General features: G+C 71.3%; 16 protein-coding genes and 1 pseudogene. 9 read left to right on the top strand and 8 right to left on the bottom strand.

Annotation, left to right across the window (positions count from 1 at the left end):
* The first annotated feature begins 105 nt into the window (after positions 1 to 105).
* From EAT51_RS03870 to EAT51_RS03845, 6 genes are all read left to right on the top strand, one after another.
* Positions 106 to 1,206 carry a sensor histidine kinase gene (locus tag EAT51_RS03870; protein ID WP_165421979.1) on the top strand — a complete coding sequence of 367 codons (1,101 nt, stop codon included), beginning with the start codon at positions 106 to 108 and terminating at the stop codon, positions 1,204 to 1,206.
* Positions 1,203 to 1,844: a response regulator transcription factor gene (locus EAT51_RS03865; protein ID WP_130520415.1), complete on the top strand. Its 642-nt coding sequence runs from the start codon at positions 1,203 to 1,205 to the stop codon at positions 1,842 to 1,844. The genes EAT51_RS03870 and EAT51_RS03865 overlap by 4 nt, the downstream gene beginning before the upstream one ends.
* 359 nt (positions 1,845 to 2,203) lie before the next feature.
* Positions 2,204 to 3,205 (top strand): class 1 fructose-bisphosphatase, encoded by a 1,002-nt coding sequence (locus EAT51_RS03860; RefSeq protein WP_130520413.1) that lies wholly within the window; start codon positions 2,204 to 2,206, stop codon positions 3,203 to 3,205.
* A gap of 112 nt (positions 3,206 to 3,317) precedes the next feature.
* Positions 3,318 to 4,910, top strand: coding sequence for an APC family permease (locus EAT51_RS03855; protein ID WP_130520410.1), 1,593 nt, complete (start codon positions 3,318 to 3,320; stop codon positions 4,908 to 4,910).
* A 20-nt stretch (positions 4,911 to 4,930) separates the two neighbouring features.
* Positions 4,931 to 5,629, top strand: coding sequence for a 2OG-Fe(II) oxygenase (locus EAT51_RS03850; RefSeq protein WP_130520408.1), 699 nt, complete (start codon positions 4,931 to 4,933; stop codon positions 5,627 to 5,629).
* 185 nt (positions 5,630 to 5,814) lie between these two features.
* Complete coding sequence (locus EAT51_RS03845) at positions 5,815 to 6,066, top strand: hypothetical protein (protein ID WP_130554040.1); 252 nt, start codon at positions 5,815 to 5,817, stop codon at positions 6,064 to 6,066.
* 3 nt (positions 6,067 to 6,069) lie between these two features.
* Here EAT51_RS03845 and EAT51_RS03840 read toward each other — a convergent pair whose 3' ends face one another.
* Entirely contained in the window at positions 6,070 to 6,501 is a 432-nt protein-coding gene (locus EAT51_RS03840; protein ID WP_130520404.1) for an Lrp/AsnC family transcriptional regulator, read from the bottom strand.
* Positions 6,502 to 6,654: 153 nt separating this feature from the next.
* Between EAT51_RS03840 and EAT51_RS03835 the strand changes: the two genes are divergently transcribed.
* Together EAT51_RS03835 and EAT51_RS03830 are read left to right on the top strand one after the other, a co-directional pair.
* Positions 6,655 to 7,485, top strand: coding sequence for a dimethylarginine dimethylaminohydrolase family protein (locus EAT51_RS03835; RefSeq protein WP_130520402.1), 831 nt, complete (start codon positions 6,655 to 6,657; stop codon positions 7,483 to 7,485).
* Positions 7,486 to 7,600: 115 nt separating this feature from the next.
* Complete coding sequence (locus tag EAT51_RS03830) at positions 7,601 to 7,987, top strand: BON domain-containing protein (protein ID WP_130520400.1); 387 nt, start codon at positions 7,601 to 7,603, stop codon at positions 7,985 to 7,987.
* A gap of 90 nt (positions 7,988 to 8,077) precedes the next feature.
* On the opposite strand, the gene EAT51_RS03825 is transcribed toward EAT51_RS03830, so the two are convergent.
* Complete coding sequence (locus EAT51_RS03825) at positions 8,078 to 8,998, bottom strand: DMT family transporter (RefSeq protein ID WP_130520398.1); 921 nt, start codon at positions 8,996 to 8,998, stop codon at positions 8,078 to 8,080.
* A 65-nt stretch (positions 8,999 to 9,063) separates the two neighbouring features.
* On the opposite strand from EAT51_RS03825, the gene EAT51_RS03820 reads away from it, so the two are divergent.
* A complete protein-coding gene (locus EAT51_RS03820) occupies positions 9,064 to 9,990 on the top strand; it encodes a LysR family transcriptional regulator (protein WP_130520395.1) in 927 nt (308 codons plus the stop codon).
* Positions 9,991 to 10,064: 74 nt separating this feature from the next.
* On the opposite strand, the pseudogene EAT51_RS03815 reads toward EAT51_RS03820, so the two are convergent.
* The 6 genes and pseudogenes from EAT51_RS03815 to EAT51_RS03790 form a co-directional block, all read right to left on the bottom strand.
* Positions 10,065 to 10,253 (bottom strand): annotated as a pseudogene (locus EAT51_RS03815) (CoA-transferase); the annotation flags it as partial.
* Entirely contained in the window at positions 10,253 to 11,095 is an 843-nt protein-coding gene (locus EAT51_RS03810) for an HpcH/HpaI aldolase/citrate lyase family protein (RefSeq protein WP_130520391.1), read from the bottom strand. The gene EAT51_RS03810 and the pseudogene EAT51_RS03815, both read right to left, overlap by 1 nt.
* Positions 11,092 to 11,556 (bottom strand): MaoC family dehydratase, encoded by a 465-nt coding sequence (locus tag EAT51_RS03805; RefSeq protein ID WP_205953602.1) that lies wholly within the window; start codon positions 11,554 to 11,556, stop codon positions 11,092 to 11,094. The genes EAT51_RS03810 and EAT51_RS03805 overlap by 4 nt, the downstream gene beginning before the upstream one ends.
* On the bottom strand, positions 11,553 to 13,424 hold the full coding sequence (locus EAT51_RS03800; RefSeq protein ID WP_130561329.1) for an acetyl/propionyl/methylcrotonyl-CoA carboxylase subunit alpha: 1,872 nt from the start codon (positions 13,422 to 13,424) through the stop codon (positions 11,553 to 11,555). The genes EAT51_RS03805 and EAT51_RS03800 overlap by 4 nt, the downstream gene beginning before the upstream one ends.
* Positions 13,425 to 13,440: 16 nt before the next feature.
* Complete coding sequence (locus tag EAT51_RS03795) at positions 13,441 to 15,036, bottom strand: carboxyl transferase domain-containing protein (RefSeq protein ID WP_205953600.1); 1,596 nt, start codon at positions 15,034 to 15,036, stop codon at positions 13,441 to 13,443.
* 125 nt (positions 15,037 to 15,161) lie between these two features.
* Positions 15,162 to 16,616, bottom strand: a complete 1,455-nt coding sequence (locus tag EAT51_RS03790; RefSeq protein WP_205965156.1) for an aldehyde dehydrogenase family protein — start codon at positions 16,614 to 16,616, stop codon at positions 15,162 to 15,164.
* Positions 16,617 to 16,641: the final 25 nt, after the last annotated feature.

Below are 16,641 nucleotides of genomic sequence, written 5' to 3'. Positions count from 1 at the left end.
CCTGCGTCACAGGCCGGTGCCGAGCGTCATCGACACGACCTGCCGGAAGTCACGACTTGCCGCCCGCCCATTGCCGGCTGCGCGGGGGCGGGCGAGCATCGGTCCATGCGACCGACCCTGCGCGAGTTCTTCGAGCCCCTCAATATCGCCGGCCTGATCACCATCGCCGCGGTGACGCTGTCGTTCGGCTTCGAGGCCGACGGCGGCGTCCTGCGCTGGTGGCTGCTGGGCGGCTTCGCCGGGCTGTTCATCACCTACGACTGGATCAAGGGCCACGCGGTCCTGCGCGATGCGGCGCTGTGCGTGCAGGCAGCGCTGGCGCTGTGGCTGGTGTACCTGGAACCGCGCGCCGGCACCGCGCCGGTGCTGCTGGTGATGCTGGTGGCGCATGCGGCCATGTGCTGGCGGCCGGCCGTGGTGCTGGCCTTCGGCGTGGCGATCAATGTGGGCCTGTACCTGACGCTGGATGCCGTGGGCGTCAGGCGGCAGTGGCTGATGGTGGTCATCTACGCCAGCTTCCAGGCGTTCTCGGCGCTGGTGGCCTATTACGCGCGCAACGCCGAACGCACGCGCGACGCGCTGGCCCTGGTCAATGCCGACCTGCTGGCCACGCGCGCGCTGCTGGCCGACAGTGCGCGCGACGCCGAGCGCCTGCGCGTGGCGCGCGAGCTGCACGACGTGGCCGGGCACAAGCTCACCGCGATGAAGCTCAACCTGCGTGCGCTGGCCGGCGACCCCGCCTTGGCCGAACGCAGCGAGGTGCGCATCGCCCAGCAGCTGTCCAGCGAGCTGCTCGACGACATCCGCAGCGTGGTCCAGGCCCTGCGCGACACGCGCGGGCTGGACCTGCACACCGCGCTGCGCGCGCTGGCCGCGCCGCTGCCGCGCCCGGCGCTGGCGCTGGACATCGCCGCCGACGCCACCGTCACCGACCCTGCGCTGGCCGAGACCCTGCTGCGCGTGGTGCAGGAGGCCCTGACCAACACCGCCCGCCATACCGATGCCGACACGCTGCACGTGCGCCTGGCGCGCGAAGGCGAGGCGCTGCTGCTGCGTATCGAGGACAACGGCCAGCGCGCCGCGCGCCTGCGCGAAGGCAACGGCCTGTCCGGCATGCGCGAGCGCATCGCCGCCGCTCACGGCCGCCTGGACATCGATCTCACCCCCCACGGCGCGCTGCGCCTGACCGCCAGGATCCCCGCATGAGCCCCTCCGCTTCCATCACCGTCGCTTTGGCCGACGATCAGGCGCTGGTGCGCGCCGGCCTGCGCGCGCTGCTGCTGCAGCAGGGCATCGCGGTGGCGTTCGAGGTCAGCGATGGAGCCGAGCTGATCGAGCGCCTGGCCGCCCAGCCGGTGGACGTGGTGCTCAGCGACATCCGCATGCCCGGCGTGGACGGCATCGAGGCGCTGACCCGGCTGCGCGCGGCCGGCGATGCCACCCCGCTGTTGCTGCTGACCACCTTCGACGATGCCGACCTGCTGCTGCGTGCGACCGAAGCCGGTGCGCAGGGCTTCCTGCTCAAGGACGCCGCGCCGGAGGATCTGCGCGATGCCATTGTGCGCGTGGCCGGCGGCGACACGCTGCTGCAGCCGGTCAGCACCGAGCCGGTGCGCGCGCGCTACGCCTACCGCGAGCAGGACGCCCCGCGCGAGCCGTTCAACGAGCGCGAGGTGGCGATCCTGCGGCTGCTGGCCGGCGGGTATTCCAACAAGGAGATCGCGCGCACGCTGTTCCTGGCCGAAGGCACGGTGAAGAACTACGTGTCGGTGATCCTGGACAAGCTCGGCACCCGCGACCGCACCCGGGCGGTGCTCAAGGCGATCACGCTGCGGGTGATTTGAGGCTGCATCGGGCGGAGCATCGCGCGTCCACAACCGGCGACGCGCTTCTGCCCCCTCCCTTGCGAAGCAGGGGAGCTCGAAGTCGCGGCTAGCGACTGAGGGGGAGGGGTTGGCTTTTGCTGTTGGGGTTGCGGTTGCTTCTTGCCGCAGGTAACAGCAAAAGCAAAGGCAAGAACAAAAGCCAACCCCTCCCCAGCCCTCCCCTTCGCTTCGCGAAAGGGAGGGGGCAGGAGCGGAAGCAGGGGCAAAGGCGACGGCGGGCGCGTCGCCGGACGACGAGATCCGTCGCCGACATATCCGCGGTCACACGATTGCGGCGACAATGCCGGCCCCCACGTCGCCCGAAGGTCCCCACCACGATGCAGCCCGTCACCCTGACCCGCTACCTGGTCGAAGAACAGCGCGCCGGCCGTATCAGCGCCGAACTGCGCCAGCTGATTTCCGTCGTCGTGCGCGCCTGCACCAGCATCTCGGTGGCGGTGAGCAAGGGCGCGCTGGGCGGGGTGCTGGGCGAGGCCGGCACCGGCAACGTGCAGGGCGAGGCGCAGAAGAAGCTGGACGTGATCAGCAACGACATCCTGCTGGAAGCCAACGCCTGGGGCGGCCACCTGGCCGCCTGCGCCTCGGAGGAGATGGACCACGCCATGCCGGTGCCGGACGAGTATCCGCACGGCGAGTTCCTGCTGCTGTTCGACCCGCTGGACGGCAGCTCCAACATCGACGTCAACGTCTCGGTGGGCACGATCTTCTCGGTGCTGCGCTGCCCGAAGGACCATGTCGAATCGCCCACCGACGCCGACTTCCTGCAGCCGGGCCGCGACCAGGTCGCCGCCGGCTACTGCATCTACGGGCCGCAGACCATGCTGGTGCTGACCACTGGCCACGGCACCCACGGCTTCACCCTGGACCGCGAGCAGGGCCTGTTCGTGCTGACCCAGCCGCGCATGCAGGTGCCGGCGCAGACCGCCGAGTTCGCCGTCAACATGTCCAACCAGCGCCACTGGGAGCCGCAGATGCACGCCTACGTGGCCGACCTGCTGGCCGGCCGGGACGGCCCGCGTGGCAAGGACTTCAACATGCGCTGGATCGCCTCGATGGTGGCCGACGTGCATCGCATCCTGACGCGCGGCGGAATCTTCATCTATCCGCGCGACCTCAAGGACCCGTCCAAGGCCGGCAAGCTGCGCCTGATGTACGAGGCCAACCCGATGGGCCTGCTGATCGAGCAGGCCGGCGGCCTGGCCAGCACTGGCCGGGCGCGCATCCTGGACCTGCAGCCCGAACAGCTGCACCAGCGCGTGCCGGTGTTCATCGGCTCGCGCGAGGAAGTCGAGGCGGCCGAGCGCTATCACGCCGATTGAGGCCTTGCGCCGCGGGCCGCGGATGACCGCCACCTGACGTCGGCGTCAGCTTCCTGAGACAATCCCGGGCTTCCGGCCGCGTCCAGGCGGCGTCCGAACAGGTGTTGGTCCCATGGCTTCAGCTTCCCCGCGCCGCGATGTCGGCCCCTTCGCGCTCATGCTCACCGGCCTGGGCTCGATCATCGGCTCGGGCTGGCTGTTCGGCGCCTGGCGCGCGGCGGGCCTGGCCGGTCCAGGCGCGATCTGGGCCTGGGTGTTCGGCGCGGCCATCATCACCACCATCGCCCTGACCTATGCCGAGCTGGGCGCGATGTTCCCCGAATCCGGCGGCATGGTGCGCTACAGCCACTATTCGCACGGCGCCCTGGTGGGCTTCATCGCCGGCTGGGCCAACTGGATCGCCATCGTCTCGGTGATCCCGGTCGAGGCCGAGGCCTCGGTCCAGTACATGGCGTCCTGGCCCTATCCCTGGGCGCAGGCGCTGTACATGCATCTGCCGGGTGGCCAGGGCGAGCTGGCCGAGCCCGGGCTGCTGATCGCCGCCGCGCTGGTGCTGGTGTACTTCTTCCTCAACTTCTGGAGCGTCAAGCTCTTCGCCCACTCCAACACGGCCATCACCGTGTTCAAGCTGGTGGTGCCGGCGGCCACCGGCGTGGCGCTGATCGCCAGCGGCTTCCACCAGGAGAACTTCTCGGTCGGCGTGCACGGCGGGCGCGACACGCTGGACCTGGCCGCGGTGCTGACCGCGGTGGCTACGGCCGGCATCGTGTTCAGCTTCAACGGCTTCCAGAGCCCGGTGAACCTGGCCGGCGAGGCGCGCAACCCGGGCCGCAGCATCCCCTTCGCCGTGCTCGGCTCGATCGCGCTGGCCACGGTGATCTACCTGATCCTGCAGGTGGCCTACCTGGGCGCGGTGCCGCCGGACCTGCTGGCCAAGGCCGGCTGGCACGGCATCGACTTCCGCTCGCCGTTCGCCGAGCTGGCGATCATCGTCAACCTGCACTGGCTGGCGATGCTGCTCTACGCCGATGCCTTCATCAGCCCCTCGGGCACCGGCATCACCTACACCGCCACCACCTCGCGCATGATCTACGGCATGGAGCGCAACGGCACCCTGCCGGCGCTGCTGGGCCGGCTGCATCCGCGCTGGGGCGTGCCGCGCCCGGCGATGTGGCTGAACCTGGTGGTGTCCTACCTGTTCCTGTTCTTCTTCCGCGGCTGGGGCACGCTGGCGGCGGTGATCTCGGTGGCGACGATCATCTCCTACCTCACCGGTCCGGTCAGCGCGATGGCGCTGCGCCGCAGCGCGCCGGACCTGCCGCGTCCGCTGCGCCTGCCCGGCCTGCCGCTGCTGGCCGGCGTGGCCTTCGTCATGGCCACCGAACTGCTGTACTGGGCGCGCTGGCCGCTGACCGGGGAGATCATCCTGCTGATGGCCGTGGCCCTGCCGGTCTACGCCTGGTCGCAGCACCGCCGCGGCTGGCCGGACCTGCGCCGCCAGCTGCGCGGCGCGGCCTGGCTGCTGACCTACCTGCCGGCGGTGGCACTGCTGTCCTGGGGCGGCAGCACCACCTTCGGCGGCCACGGCTACCTGAGCTACGGCATGGACCTGGCCGTGGTGGCGGTGGTGGGCGTGGTGTTCTACCTGTGGGGCGTGCGCGCCGGCTGGCGCACGCCGGCGCTGGGCGAGGCCACGAATCGCTGAGCGCTGCTATCGTGCAGGCCATGCACGAACAGGATCTCATCGCGGTGATCGACGGGGCCGTCCCCGCCGACACCTGCGCCGCCATCGTCGCCCGCTTCGAAGCCAGCGGTCAGGAAGCGCCGGGCCGGATCGGCGGCGGCCACTTCCCTGAGCTCAAGCGCTCCAGCGACATCGCCATCAGCGGCCAGCACGGCTGGGCCGACGTGGAGCAGGCGCTCAACCAGGCGGTGTTCGCCGGGCTCAAGGAATACCTGCGTACCTATCCCTTCGCGCTGATCGCGCCGGTGATGCTGCAGTACACCCCGCAGGGCGGCAGCGCGCGGCGCATCGGCTACGAAGACCTGGAGACGATCGACGACGCCACCCTGTCCGACCTGATGACGGCGGTGTTCCGCCCCGGGCGGATCAACCTGCAGCGCTACCGCGCCGGCGAGGGCGGCTACCCCTACTGGCACTGCGAGCTGTACCCGAAGGACAAGCAGGCCGAGACCCTGCACCGCCACCTGCTGTGGACGCTGTACCTCAACGATGGCTTCCAGGCCGGGGAGACCGAGTTCTTCCACCAGCAGCGCAAGATCGCCCCGCGCACCGGCAGCCTGCTGATCGCCCCGGCCGCCTTCACCCACACCCACCGCGGCAACCGTCCGCAGGGCGGCGACAAGTACATCGCCACCAGCTGGGTGCTGTTCCAGCCCGCGACCAAGCTCTACGGCGGCTAGGGCCGGCGGGCGCCAAAGGCGCATCACGCCGCTATCCTGAGGGCCTGCCTGACGCACGAGTCGGACATGGACGCCTCACCCTTCCCGACCCCTCACCTCCGCGCAACCGACCTGCCGCGCTGGCGACGCGGGCCGATCGCACAGCTCGTCGCGCGCCTGCAGCTGCCGGCGCCGCTGTGCGCGAGATGGCCGCTGAGGCCTTGCAGCAGGAGCTGCGTGGCGCGCGCTGGTCGTGGATCGGCCTGGGCGCCGTGGTGTCGGCGACGGTGCTGCTGCAGACCTTGGCTCACAGCGGCGAAGCGGCGCTGGTCGTGCTGTTCGTCGGTCTGCTCGTCTGGCAACTCGTGGGCCGGATCCGGGCGCGTCGCGCGCTGTTGCGTGCCGCGGGGCGCAAAGCCCGCCAGCTGGCGCGTTTGCGGCGCCGCAAGGCCGGCTGAGCCTCAGCGCTGTTCGGCCAGCAGCAGGCTGGTCTCGGAGGCGGCGATGCCTTCGATGTCGCGCAGGCGGCGCAGGGCCTGGTCGAAGCCGGCCAGGTCGTCGGTGCGCACCTCGGCCACCAGGTCCCAGCGGCCGTTGGTGGAATACACGCTCACCACCTCCGGCAGGCGGCGCAGGGCGGCCACGACCTTGTCGGTGGCGCCGCCGCGGACCTCGATCTGGGTGATGGCGCGCACGCCGTGCAGGCCGTCCTCGTTGGCCAGGCGGATGGTGAAGCCCAGCAGCAGGCCGCTGCGCTGCAGGCGGGTGATGCGGTTCTGCACGGTGCTGCGCGAGACCTTGAGCTGCTTGGCCAGCAGCGCGGCGGGCGTTCGACTGTCGGCCCGTAACAAGGCGATGAGATCCTGATCCAGGACGTCGAGGGCTTCGGCCATGGCGGGCCTCCGGAGGGCGAATGGAAGTCTGGCGATTCGCCAGCGCCTGTCATCGATTTGACAGAAATCCGGCAAACACTGGCGATCTGCGCGCTTCTTGCTGGTTTGCGCGCGGCCTAGGATGCCACAACGCCAATCACGAGACGCTTGCCCATGTCGACCTCGCCCCGCCCGCGCGTGCTGATGTGCCCGCCCACGCACTTCTCGGTGGACTACGACATCAACCCCTGGATGACCGGCAACCGCGACCAGGCCGACCGCGGCCGCGCGCAGCGCCAGTGGGAGAACCTGCACGCCATGGTGGCCGATGCGGCCGACGTGGAACTGATCCCGCACGTGCCGGGCCTGCCGGACATGGTGTTCACCGCCAACGCCGGGCTGGTCTATCGCGACCTGGCCGTGCCCAGCCGCTTCCGCCATGCCGAGCGCGCCGGCGAGGAGCCGCATTTCACCCAGTGGTTCGCCGGGGCGCGCTTCGCGGTGGACCTGCTGGACGGGATCGAGTTCGAAGGCGCTGGCGATGCGCTGCTCGATCGCGCCGCGCCGCGGCTGTGGTTCGGCTATGGCCACCGCAGCGATGCGCGCGCCGCCGCCGCGCTGCAGGAACGGCTGGGCCTCGAGGTGGTGCCGCTGCGGCTGGTCGATCCGCGCTTCTATCACCTGGACACCTGCCTGTGCCCGCTGTCCGGCGGCGAGCTGCTGTACTTCCCCGCGGCCTTCGACGAGACCGCGCAGGCGGCCATCGCCGCACGCGTGCCGGAAGACAAGCGCATCGCGGTGTCCGAGGAAGACGCGCTGGCCTTCGCCTGCAACGCGGTCAACCTGGACAACGTGGTGATCCTCAACCGCGCCAGTGCAGCGCTGCGCCAGGCGCTGGCCGCGCACGGCTATCGCGTGCGGGAGACACCGCTGGATGAGTTCCTCAAGGCCGGCGGCTCGGCCAAGTGCCTGACGCTGCGACTGGACGAGCCGGGGCTGAACTAGACCTGCCCGGCGCGTTCAGGCGGCGCGACGAAGCGCAAGCGCTTTCAGTCACTGGCGTTGAATGCGGGGGCGTGCACCGTGGCGCCACACCAAAGCGCCAACTAAGGAGCGCGCCATGAAACTCCGCAACCGTACTTCGCTCGCTATCGCCACCCTGCTCACCGTGAGCCTGTCGGCTCCGGTCTGGGCGCAGAGCGCGCAGACCGACAAGCCGATGGACCACGCCGGCATGCAGCACAGCGACGCCATGCCGCCGGACAAGTCCGACCAGCCGGGCACCGACACCTGGATCACCACCAAGGTCAAGGCCGATCTGCTGGCCAGCAAGGGCGTTTCGGGCACCGACGTGTCGGTGGAGACCAAGGACGGCGTGGTCTGGCTGAGCGGTACCACCGCCACCAAGGCCGAGAAGGACCGCACCGTTGCCAAGGCCAAGGCCATCGAAGGCGTGAAGAGCGTCAATGCGACCAAGCTGAAGGTCGTCGCGGCGACCAAGAAGTAAGCCGCGTCCATCGGCTTCAGACAAAGGACGGCGCCTTTCGGCGCCGTCTTTTTTGTGCAGTTGCACGGCAAAGCGCGTGGTTCGAACGGTTCAAACTTTCCCGCTGCGCAGCGTCCAGAGCGCCGCGCCCACGATCAGCGCGCCGCCCAGCCAGCCGGCCACGGTGAGCCGTTCGCCCAGCCACACCACCGCGAACAGCGCGCCCCACACCGGCTCGGTGCCCATCAGCAGGCCCACGCGGCTGGGCGTGCCGCGGCGCAGCGCCCAGTTCTGCGCCACCAGGGCGAACACCGTGCAGCCCAGCACCAGGTAGAGACAGGCCCACCAGAAGGCGCCGGCCTGCGGCAGCGCGGGCAGGCCGGCGGGCAGCAGGACCCACGCCAGCGCCAGGCACCCGGTGCCGACCACGGCGGATTGCACGGCGGTCAGCAGCAGCATCGGTGCCTGCGCATGCCGGCGCGCGAGCCCGCTGGTGGCACAGCCCGTGATCGCCCGCAGCACGGCCGCAGCCAGCATCAGCGCATCGCCCCAGCCCCAGTGCATCCGCGGGCCGCCGGCGAGCAGGGCCGCCCCGGCCAGGGAGACCGCCGCACAGGCCACCACCACCGCGGCCGGCCTCCGGCCCAGCAATGCCCATTCGGCGAACGGCGTGAACACCACGCACAGGCTGATGAGGAAGGCCGCGTGGCTGGCCTGGGTGTGCGCCACGCCGTAGGTCTCGCACAGGAAGATCGCCAGCAGCAGCCCGCCCAGCGGCAGACCGGCGCGCACGGCGCCGCGCCACTGCGCCCGGGTGGCGCGCAGACACGCCGGCGCCAGCAGCGCGGTGGTCAGCAGGAAGCGCACGGCCAAAAAGCCCAGCACGGGGTAGAACGCCAGCGCGCCCTTGGCCACGCCGTAGCTGGTGCCCCAGACGATGGCGACCAGCAGCAGGGCGGCGTCGGCGGCACGCAGCAGCCTGGGCGCGGCTGGCGAGGGCGAGGATGCGAGGGTGGGAGCGGAAGTGGACATGGGCGCAGCGTATATTCGCGATCCCGCCGCGATAATCCGCCTCTCCAGCACAGGTTCTGTTCCCCATGCGCACGAATGAGGCCCTCGACAGCCTGTCCGACATGGCGGTGTTCGCACGCGTGGTGGCGGCCGGCAGTTTCTCCGCCGCGGCGCGTGGGCTGGGGCTGACGCCCTCGGCCGTGAGCCGGCAGGTGGCACGGCTGGAACGCGCGCTGCGCGTGCGCCTGCTGGAGCGCTCCACGCGCCAGCTGCGCCTGACCGAGGCCGGGCGCGCAGCCCATGCCCGCTGCCAGCAGCTGGAGAGCGCCGCGCGCGAGGTGTTCTCGCTGGCCGGCGATGCCGACGGCGCGCCGCGCGGGCTGGTGCGCATGAGCGCGCCCAAGGCCTATGGCCGGCTGCGCATCCATCCGCTGGTGCCGGCCTTCCTGGCCGCGCACCCGCAGGTGGACCTGCAGCTGGTGGTGACCGACCGCACGGTGGACCTGTTCGCCGAGGACATCGACCTGGCCGTGCGCATCACCGACACCCCGCCGCCGGGGTTGGCGGGCCGGCCGCTGGAGACGGTGGAGCACCTGGTCTGCGCCAGCCCGGCCTACCTGGCGCGGCGCGGCCTGCCGGAGCACCCGCGCGAGTTGGCCCAGCACGACTGCATCGTGCTGGGCGAGGACGAGCGCGACCGGCACTGGCGCTTCGAGCGCGCCGGCGGCGGCGAGGCGGCCAGCGCCAGCGTGGCGGTGCGCGGCCGCTACCAGGCCAACCACAGCGAGATGCGGCGCGAGGCGGCCCTGGCGGATCTGGGCATCGCCTCCCTGCCCGGCTTTACCGCCCGCCCCGCGCTGGAGGCCGGCACGCTGGTGCCGGTGCTGACCGGCTGGCGCCACATTACGGCCTACTCCGGCACGGCCTGGCTGCTGTACCCGCCCAACCGTTTCCTGCCGGCGCGCGCACGCGCCTGGATCGACCACCTGGCCGCCGGCCTGGCCGCGTCCTGAGGCATGCGCCACCTTGACTTCACAACCGCCTGCGCCTGCTGCCAGGCGCGGGGTCTCTACGTGCCGCGCTGCGTGCCCAGGCCTTGGCCGTCGATGCCGGCATTGTTGGACACGCAGGTCAGGCCCTGCACGCCGGTGTCGCGCAGCGCGTCGATCAGGCGCTCGGGGATGCCGCACAGGCCGAAGCCACCGGCCGCGACGGTCATGCCGTCGAACACCAGGCCCTGCAGCGCCGCCGCGGCGCTGTCGTAGACCTTGCCCATCAACCCTCTCCTGTCTGCGCGAGGAGGCGCCGGGCCTGCTTGAGATGCGGCGCATCGACCATGCGCCCATCGACCTGCAATGCGCCGGCGCCGGGCGCGGCGGCGAACGCGGCGACGATCCTGCGCGCATGTGCCACCGACTCGGCATCTGGAGTGAAGGCGCGGTTGACGATCGGCACCTGCGCCGGATGCAGGGCCAGCATGCCGGTGAAGCCGTCGCGCGCCGCGCGCGCGGCGTAGGCGGTCAGGCCGGCCTCGTCCTGCAGCGCCGGATACACCGTGTCGATGGCCGGCACGCCGGCGGCATGCGCGGCGAACAGCGCCAGCGCGCGCACGGTCTGGTAGGGCGGCGTGTACTGGCCATCGGCCTCGCGGCTGGTGGCCGCACCGATGGCCGCCGGCAGGTCCTCGGCGCCCCAGGTCAGCCCGAACAGGCGCTCGGCGACCTGCGCATAGCTGCCCAGCTGGAAGATGGCGGCCGGCGTCTCGGTGGCGATGGGCAGGATCGGCACGGGCGCATCGCCCAGATGCGCGGCCAGCGCGTGCACCGTGGCCGCGCCTTCGGCCTTGGGCAGCACCAGCGCATCGGCGCCGTGCGCGGCGGCCAGATCGCGCGCCAGGGCGTCACCGTCGATGGGATTGATCCGCACCAGCACCGTGCCGCCCTGCGCGGTCGCGCGCGCCTGCAGGAACGCGGCCACCGCCGCGCGCGCGGCGTCCTTGCTCTCCGGCGCGACGGCGTCTTCCAGGTCCAGGATGATCGCGTCGGCGCCGCTGGCCTGCGCCTTGGCGAAGCGCTCCGGCCGGTCGCCGGGCACGAACAGCAGCGAGCGCAGCCTCATGCCGGCGCCTGGCCCGAGCGCGTCAGCAGCGCGGTGCGCAGGCATTCGCACACCACCTCGTCGCGCTGGTTGAGCATGCGGTGGCGGAAGGTCACCAGCCCCGCCTCGGGCCGCGAGCGGCTGGGCCGCAGGTCCACCACTTCGGTCTGCGCGCGCAGCGTGTCGCCGATGAACACCGGCTTGGGCATCACCACCTTGTCGTAGCCCAGGTTGGCCACCAGCGTGCCGAGCGTGGTGTCGCCCACCGACAGCCCGATCATCAGCGCGAAGGTGAAGGTGCCATTGACCAGAATCTGTCCGAACTCGCTGGCGCGCGCCGCCTCGGCGTCCAGGTGCAGCGGCTGCGGGTTGTGGGTCATGGTGGAGAACAGCAGGTTGTCGGTCTCGGTGACCGTCCTGCGCATCACGTGGTCGATGCGATCGCCGATCGCCCACTGCTCAAAGTGCCGTCCGCCGCTCACGCCGCCTGCTCCTGTTCGATCACCAGCAACACCTTGCCTTCGCTCACCTGCGCGCCGACCTGCACGCTCAGCTCGCGCACCGTGCCGGCGAAGGGCGCCTGCAGGGTCTGCTCCATCTTCATCGCCTCCAGCACCACCAACGCCTGTCCGCGCGTCACCTGCTCGCCCTGCGCCACCTGCACCGCGACGATGCGCCCGGGCATCGGCGCCAGCAGCGCGCCGTCGCCGGTCTCGCCCGCCGCGCTGGCCTCGCCCAGCGTCGGCACCGCCACCGGCCAGGCCTGGCCGGCGTCGAACAGCAGCTGCGTGCCCTCTACCGTCACCAGCGCAGGCGCGGGACCGGCGTGCCACTGCGCCAGGTGGATCGCCTCGCCCACGCGCACCGCGGCGCGATGCTCGCGCGGCGCATTGGCGCGGAAGCCGCGCAGCGCCGTCCACGGGCTGCCGTCCTGCGCCGGCAGCAGCGCACTGGCGGCCTGGTCCAGCAGCGCCGGCGGCGGCACGGCCGGCGGCAGCAGCGCGTCCAGATGCCGCGCGATGAAGCCGGTATCGACCTGCCCCGCCACGAACTGCGGATGCGCCGCCGTACGCGCCAGGAACGCCGCATTGGTGCGCACCGGCCACACCTGCACCTGGGCGCAGGCCTGCGCCAGGCGGCGCGCGGCCTGCGCGCGCGTGGGCGCATCGGCGATGAGCTTGGCGATCATCGGGTCGTAGAACGGGCTGACCTCGCCACCTTCCTCCACGCCGCTGTCCATACGGATGTCCTCCGGCAGACGCAGGCGCTCGAGCGGACCGATCGACGGCAGGAAGCCGTTGGACGGGTTCTCCGCGTACAGCCGCGCCTCCATCGCCCAGCCATGGATCGCCAGCTGGTCCTGCGCCAGCGGCAGCGCCTCGCCCGAGGCCACGCGCAGCTGCCATTCCACCAGGTCCTGGCCGGTGATCGACTCGGTCACCGGGTGCTCGACCTGCAGCCGGGTGTTCATTTCCATGAACCAGATCGCGTCGGCGCGCAGCCCCTGCGAGCCGTCGGCGATGAACTCGATGGTGCCGGCGCCCACGTAATCCACCGCGCGCGCGGCCTTCACCGCCGCCGCGCACAGCGCCTGGCGCGTGGCCGCGTCCATGCCCGGCGCGGGCGCTTCCTCGATCACCTTCTGGTGGCGGCGCTGCAGCGAGCAGTCGCGTTCGAACAGGTGCACCACGTTGCCGTGCGTGTCGCCGAACACCTGCACCTCGATGTGGCGCGGGTTGCTGACGTACTTCTCCAGCAGCACGCGGTCGTCGCCGAAGGCCGCGGCGGCCTCGCGCCGGCAGCTGTCCAGCGCGGCGGCGAAGTCGGCCGCGGCGTCGACCTTGCGCATGCCCTTGCCGCCGCCGCCGGACACGGCCTTGATCAGCACCGGGTAGCCGATGGCATCGGCCTCGCGCTCCAGGCGCGGCGTCGACTGGTCCTCGCCCAGATAACCCGGCGTGACCGGCACGCCGGCCGCCTGCATGCGCGCCTTGGCCGCGTCCTTGCGCCCCATCGCGCGGATCGACGCCGGCGGCGCGCCCACCCAGACCAGCCCGGCGGCGATCACCGCGTCGGCGAATTCGGCGTTCTCCGACAGGAAGCCGTAGCCGGGATGGATCGCGGCCGCGCCGGTCTGGCGCGCCGCGGCGAGCAGCTTGTCGGCGGACAGATAGCTCTCGCGCGCCGGCGCCGGGCCGATGCACACGGCCTGGTCGGCCTCGCGCACGAACGGCAGGCCGGCATCGGCCTCGGAATACACGGCGATGGTGCGCACGCCCAGGCGCTGGGCGGTGCGCAGGATGCGGCGGGCGATCTCGCCGCGGTTGGCGATCAGCAGGCTCTCGATCATGGGACTCTCCTGGCGATCACATGCGGAACACGCCGAAGCGTGCGGCCTGCGGAATCGGGGCGTTCAAGGTGGCCGAGAACGCCAGCCCCAGCACGTCGCGGGTCTGCGCCGGGTCGATGATGCCGTCGTCCCACAGGCGCGCGGTGGCGAAGTAGGGATTGCCCTCGCGCTCGTAGACCTCGCGGATGGGCGTCTTGAAGGCCTCCAGCTGCTCGGGCGTCCAGCTGGCCGCGTCGCGGTGCACGGTGGCCAGCACCGAGGCGGCCTGCTCGCCGCCCATCACCGAGATGCGCGCATTGGGCCAGGTGAACAAAAAGCGCGGGCTGTAGGCGCGCCCGCACATGCCGTAGTTGCCCGCGCCGAAGCTGCCGCCGATCAGCACGGTGATCTTGGGCACGCTGGCGGTGGCCACCGCGGTGACCAGCTTGGCGCCGTGCTTGGCGATGCCCTCGGCCTCGTACTTGCCGCCGACCATGAAGCCGGAGATGTTCTGCAGGAACAGCAGCGGCACCCGGCGCTGGCAGGCCAGTTCGATGAAGTGCGCGCCCTTGAGCGCGCTTTCGGAGAACAGCACGCCGTTGTTGGCCAGGATCGCCACCGGGATGCCCCAGATGCGCGCGAAGCCGCACACCAGCGTGGTGCCGTACAGCGGCTTGAACTCGTGCAGCTCCGAGCCATCGACCAGGCGTGCGATCACCTCGTGCACGTCGTAGGGCGCGCGCACGTCCTGCGGAATGATCGAGTACAGGTCCTCGGCCGGCAGGCGCGGCGGCCGCGGCGGCTGCAGGTCGATGTCCACCGTCTTGGGATGGTTGAGCGTGGCCACGATCTGGCGCACCAGCAGCAGCGCGTGTTCGTCGTCCTCGGCGACGTGGTCGACCACGCCCGAGCGCCGGCCGTGGGTGTCGGCGCCGCCCAGCTCCTCGGCCGAGATCTCCTCGCCGGTGGCCGCCTTCACCAGCGGCGGGCCGGCCAGGAAGATCGTGCCCTGGCCGCGCACGATGATGGTCTCGTCGCTCATCGCCGGCACATAGGCGCCGCCGGCGGTGCAGCTGCCCATCACGCAGGCGATCTGGGCGATGCCCTTGGACGACATCTGCGCCTGGTTGTAGAAGATGCGGCCGAAGTGCTCGCGGTCGGGGAACACCTCGGACTGGTGCGGCAGGTTGGCGCCGCCCGAATCGACCAGGTAGATGCACGGCAGGTGGTTCTCAAGCGCGATCTCCTGCGCGCGCAGGTGCTTCTTGACCGTCATCGGGAAGTAGGCGCCGCCCTTCACCGTCGAATCGTTGGCCAGGATCATCACCTCGCGCCCGCTGACCCGGCCGATGCCGCCGATCACCCCGGCGCCGGGCGCGCTATCCTCGTACATGCCGTTGGCCGCCAGCGCGCCGATCTCCAGGAAAGGCGAGCCCGGGTCGAGCAGGCGGTTGACCCGTTCGCGCGGCAGCAGCTTGCCGCGGGCCAGATGGCGCTCGCGCGCCTGCGCCGAGCCGCCCAGGGCGGCGCTGGCCACGCGCTCCCGCAGCTGCTGGGCCAGGGCGCGGTTGTGCTGGGCATTGGCTTGGCTGGAGGCGGCGTCCAGGTCGATCAGGCTGGTGAGGACAGTCACATCGGGTCTCGTGTTGCGAAACGTGCGGGCACGCGCAGGGTGGCAGCGGCGCGAGGCAAGACGCATCGCGCACTGCACAACGAACGCATCGATGCCCGGCCTGGCGGCGCCGGGCGTGGCCGCCCTCAGGCGGCCTTGCGTCCCGCGCCGCTGGCCTGCGCGCGATTGATGGCCAGGGTCTGCACCGCAGTGTATTCGGCCAGGCCTTCCAGCGCGTTCTCGATGCCGATGCCGGACTGCTTGCGCCCGCCGAAGGCCACGTGCGGGGAGAAGGTGTGGATCTCGTTGATCCACACCGTGCCGGCGTCGATGCGCTCGGCCACCTGGCGCGCGGCCTCCACGTCGCGCGACCAGACCGAGGCGGCCAGGCCGTATTCGGTGTCGTTGGCGCGCGCGACCACCTCGTCCACGTCCTTGAACTTCAGCAGCGGCAGCACCGGGCCGAAGGCCTCCTCGCGCACCACGCGGCTGTCGTCGGGCGGGTTGTCGATCAGGGTGATCGGCACCAGGTAGCCGGGCTGGTCGGGGATTTCCCCGCCGAGCAGGAAGCGCAGCTTGTTGGCCTTGGCGTCGGCCAGCAGGTTCTTGAGCTTCTCGAACTGCATGCGGTTCTGGATCGGGCCCAGCTGGGTCTGCGGCAGCGCGCCGTCGCCAACCTGCACGGTCTTGGCGTAGGCCACCAGCGCCTTGGCCAGGTCGTCGTAGATGTCCTCGTGCACGTACAGGCGCTTGGCCGCCACGCAGAACTGCGCGCTGTTCTGGAAGCTCGCCCAGAACAGCTTCTCGGCCACCTCCTCCACGTCCACGTCCGGCAGCACGATGGCCGGGTTGTTGCCGCCCAGTTCCAGGGTGATGCGCTTGAGGTTGCCCGAGGCCGATTCCATGATCTTGCGCCCGGTCGCGGTCGAGCCGGTGAAGCTGACCTTGGCGATGTCCGGGTGCGCGGTAATCCAGGCGCCCAGTTCGTTGCCGCCGGAGACGATGTTGAGCACGCCGTCGGGCAGCACGCCGCGCAGCAGCTCGCCCAGCTTGAGCGTGGTCAGCGGGGTGTAGGGCGAGGGCTTGAGCACCATGGTGTTGCCGGCCACCAGCGCCGGGGCGATCTTCCAGATCGCCAGCAGCACCGGGAAGTTCCACGGGGTGATGCCGCCGACCACGCCCAGCGGCACGCGGCGTGTCTCCACCCGGCGCGTGCCGGTGTCCTCGACCACGTGCAGCGGCAGCTCCTGCTTGGCGATCTCGTGGCACCAGATCGCCGCGCCGCCGATCTCCCATTCGGCGCCCTGGCGCGCCTTGCCCTGCTCCAGGGTGAGCAGCTTCATGAAGTCCTCGGCCTGGCGCTCGATCGCATCGCCGATGCGCGCGACATAGCGCTGGCGCTCGGCCAGCGGCAGCGCGCTCCACGCCGGGAAGGCGCGCTTGGCCGCGGCCACCGCGGCGTCGAGCTGGTCGCGGCTGGCGTCGGGCACGCGTGCGATCACCTGCTCGTTGGCCGGGTTGATCACCTCTAGCGTCACGGCCGAGGTCGCGGCCTGGCCGTCGATGGTCAGGGTGTAGTCCTTGAAGAAGTCGATGGGCATGTCAGGTCACCTCGTGCGGGGATGT

It is taken from the genome of Pseudoxanthomonas winnipegensis (genome assembly GCF_004283755.1).
Lineage (GTDB): Bacteria > Pseudomonadota > Gammaproteobacteria > Xanthomonadales > Xanthomonadaceae > Pseudoxanthomonas_A > Pseudoxanthomonas_A winnipegensis.
Note: the sequence above shows the minus strand (reverse complement) of the source record. Positions and strands in the feature narration are given on the sequence as shown.

Excerpts from the sequence above, each read along its gene's own strand:
- EAT51_RS03870 (WP_165421979.1), top strand. The coding sequence starts at position 106 with ATGCGACCGACCCTGCGCGAGTTCTTCGAGCCCCTCAATATCGCCGGC.
- EAT51_RS03865 (WP_130520415.1), top strand. The coding sequence starts at position 1,203 with ATGAGCCCCTCCGCTTCCATCACCGTCGCTTTGGCCGACGATCAGGCG.
- EAT51_RS03860 (WP_130520413.1), top strand. The coding sequence starts at position 2,204 with ATGCAGCCCGTCACCCTGACCCGCTACCTGGTCGAAGAACAGCGCGCC.
- EAT51_RS03855 (WP_130520410.1), top strand. The coding sequence starts at position 3,318 with ATGGCTTCAGCTTCCCCGCGCCGCGATGTCGGCCCCTTCGCGCTCATG.
- EAT51_RS03850 (WP_130520408.1), top strand. The coding sequence starts at position 4,931 with ATGCACGAACAGGATCTCATCGCGGTGATCGACGGGGCCGTCCCCGCC.
- EAT51_RS03845 (WP_130554040.1), top strand. The coding sequence starts at position 5,815 with ATGGCCGCTGAGGCCTTGCAGCAGGAGCTGCGTGGCGCGCGCTGGTCG.
- EAT51_RS03840 (WP_130520404.1), bottom strand. The coding sequence starts at position 6,501 with ATGGCCGAAGCCCTCGACGTCCTGGATCAGGATCTCATCGCCTTGTTA.
- EAT51_RS03835 (WP_130520402.1), top strand. The coding sequence starts at position 6,655 with ATGTCGACCTCGCCCCGCCCGCGCGTGCTGATGTGCCCGCCCACGCAC.
- EAT51_RS03830 (WP_130520400.1), top strand. The coding sequence starts at position 7,601 with ATGAAACTCCGCAACCGTACTTCGCTCGCTATCGCCACCCTGCTCACC.
- EAT51_RS03825 (WP_130520398.1), bottom strand. The coding sequence starts at position 8,998 with ATGTCCACTTCCGCTCCCACCCTCGCATCCTCGCCCTCGCCAGCCGCG.
- EAT51_RS03820 (WP_130520395.1), top strand. The coding sequence starts at position 9,064 with ATGCGCACGAATGAGGCCCTCGACAGCCTGTCCGACATGGCGGTGTTC.
- EAT51_RS03810 (WP_130520391.1), bottom strand. The coding sequence starts at position 11,095 with ATGAGGCTGCGCTCGCTGCTGTTCGTGCCCGGCGACCGGCCGGAGCGC.
- EAT51_RS03800 (WP_130561329.1), bottom strand. The coding sequence starts at position 13,424 with ATGATCGAGAGCCTGCTGATCGCCAACCGCGGCGAGATCGCCCGCCGC.
- EAT51_RS03790 (WP_205965156.1), bottom strand. The coding sequence starts at position 16,616 with ATGCCCATCGACTTCTTCAAGGACTACACCCTGACCATCGACGGCCAG.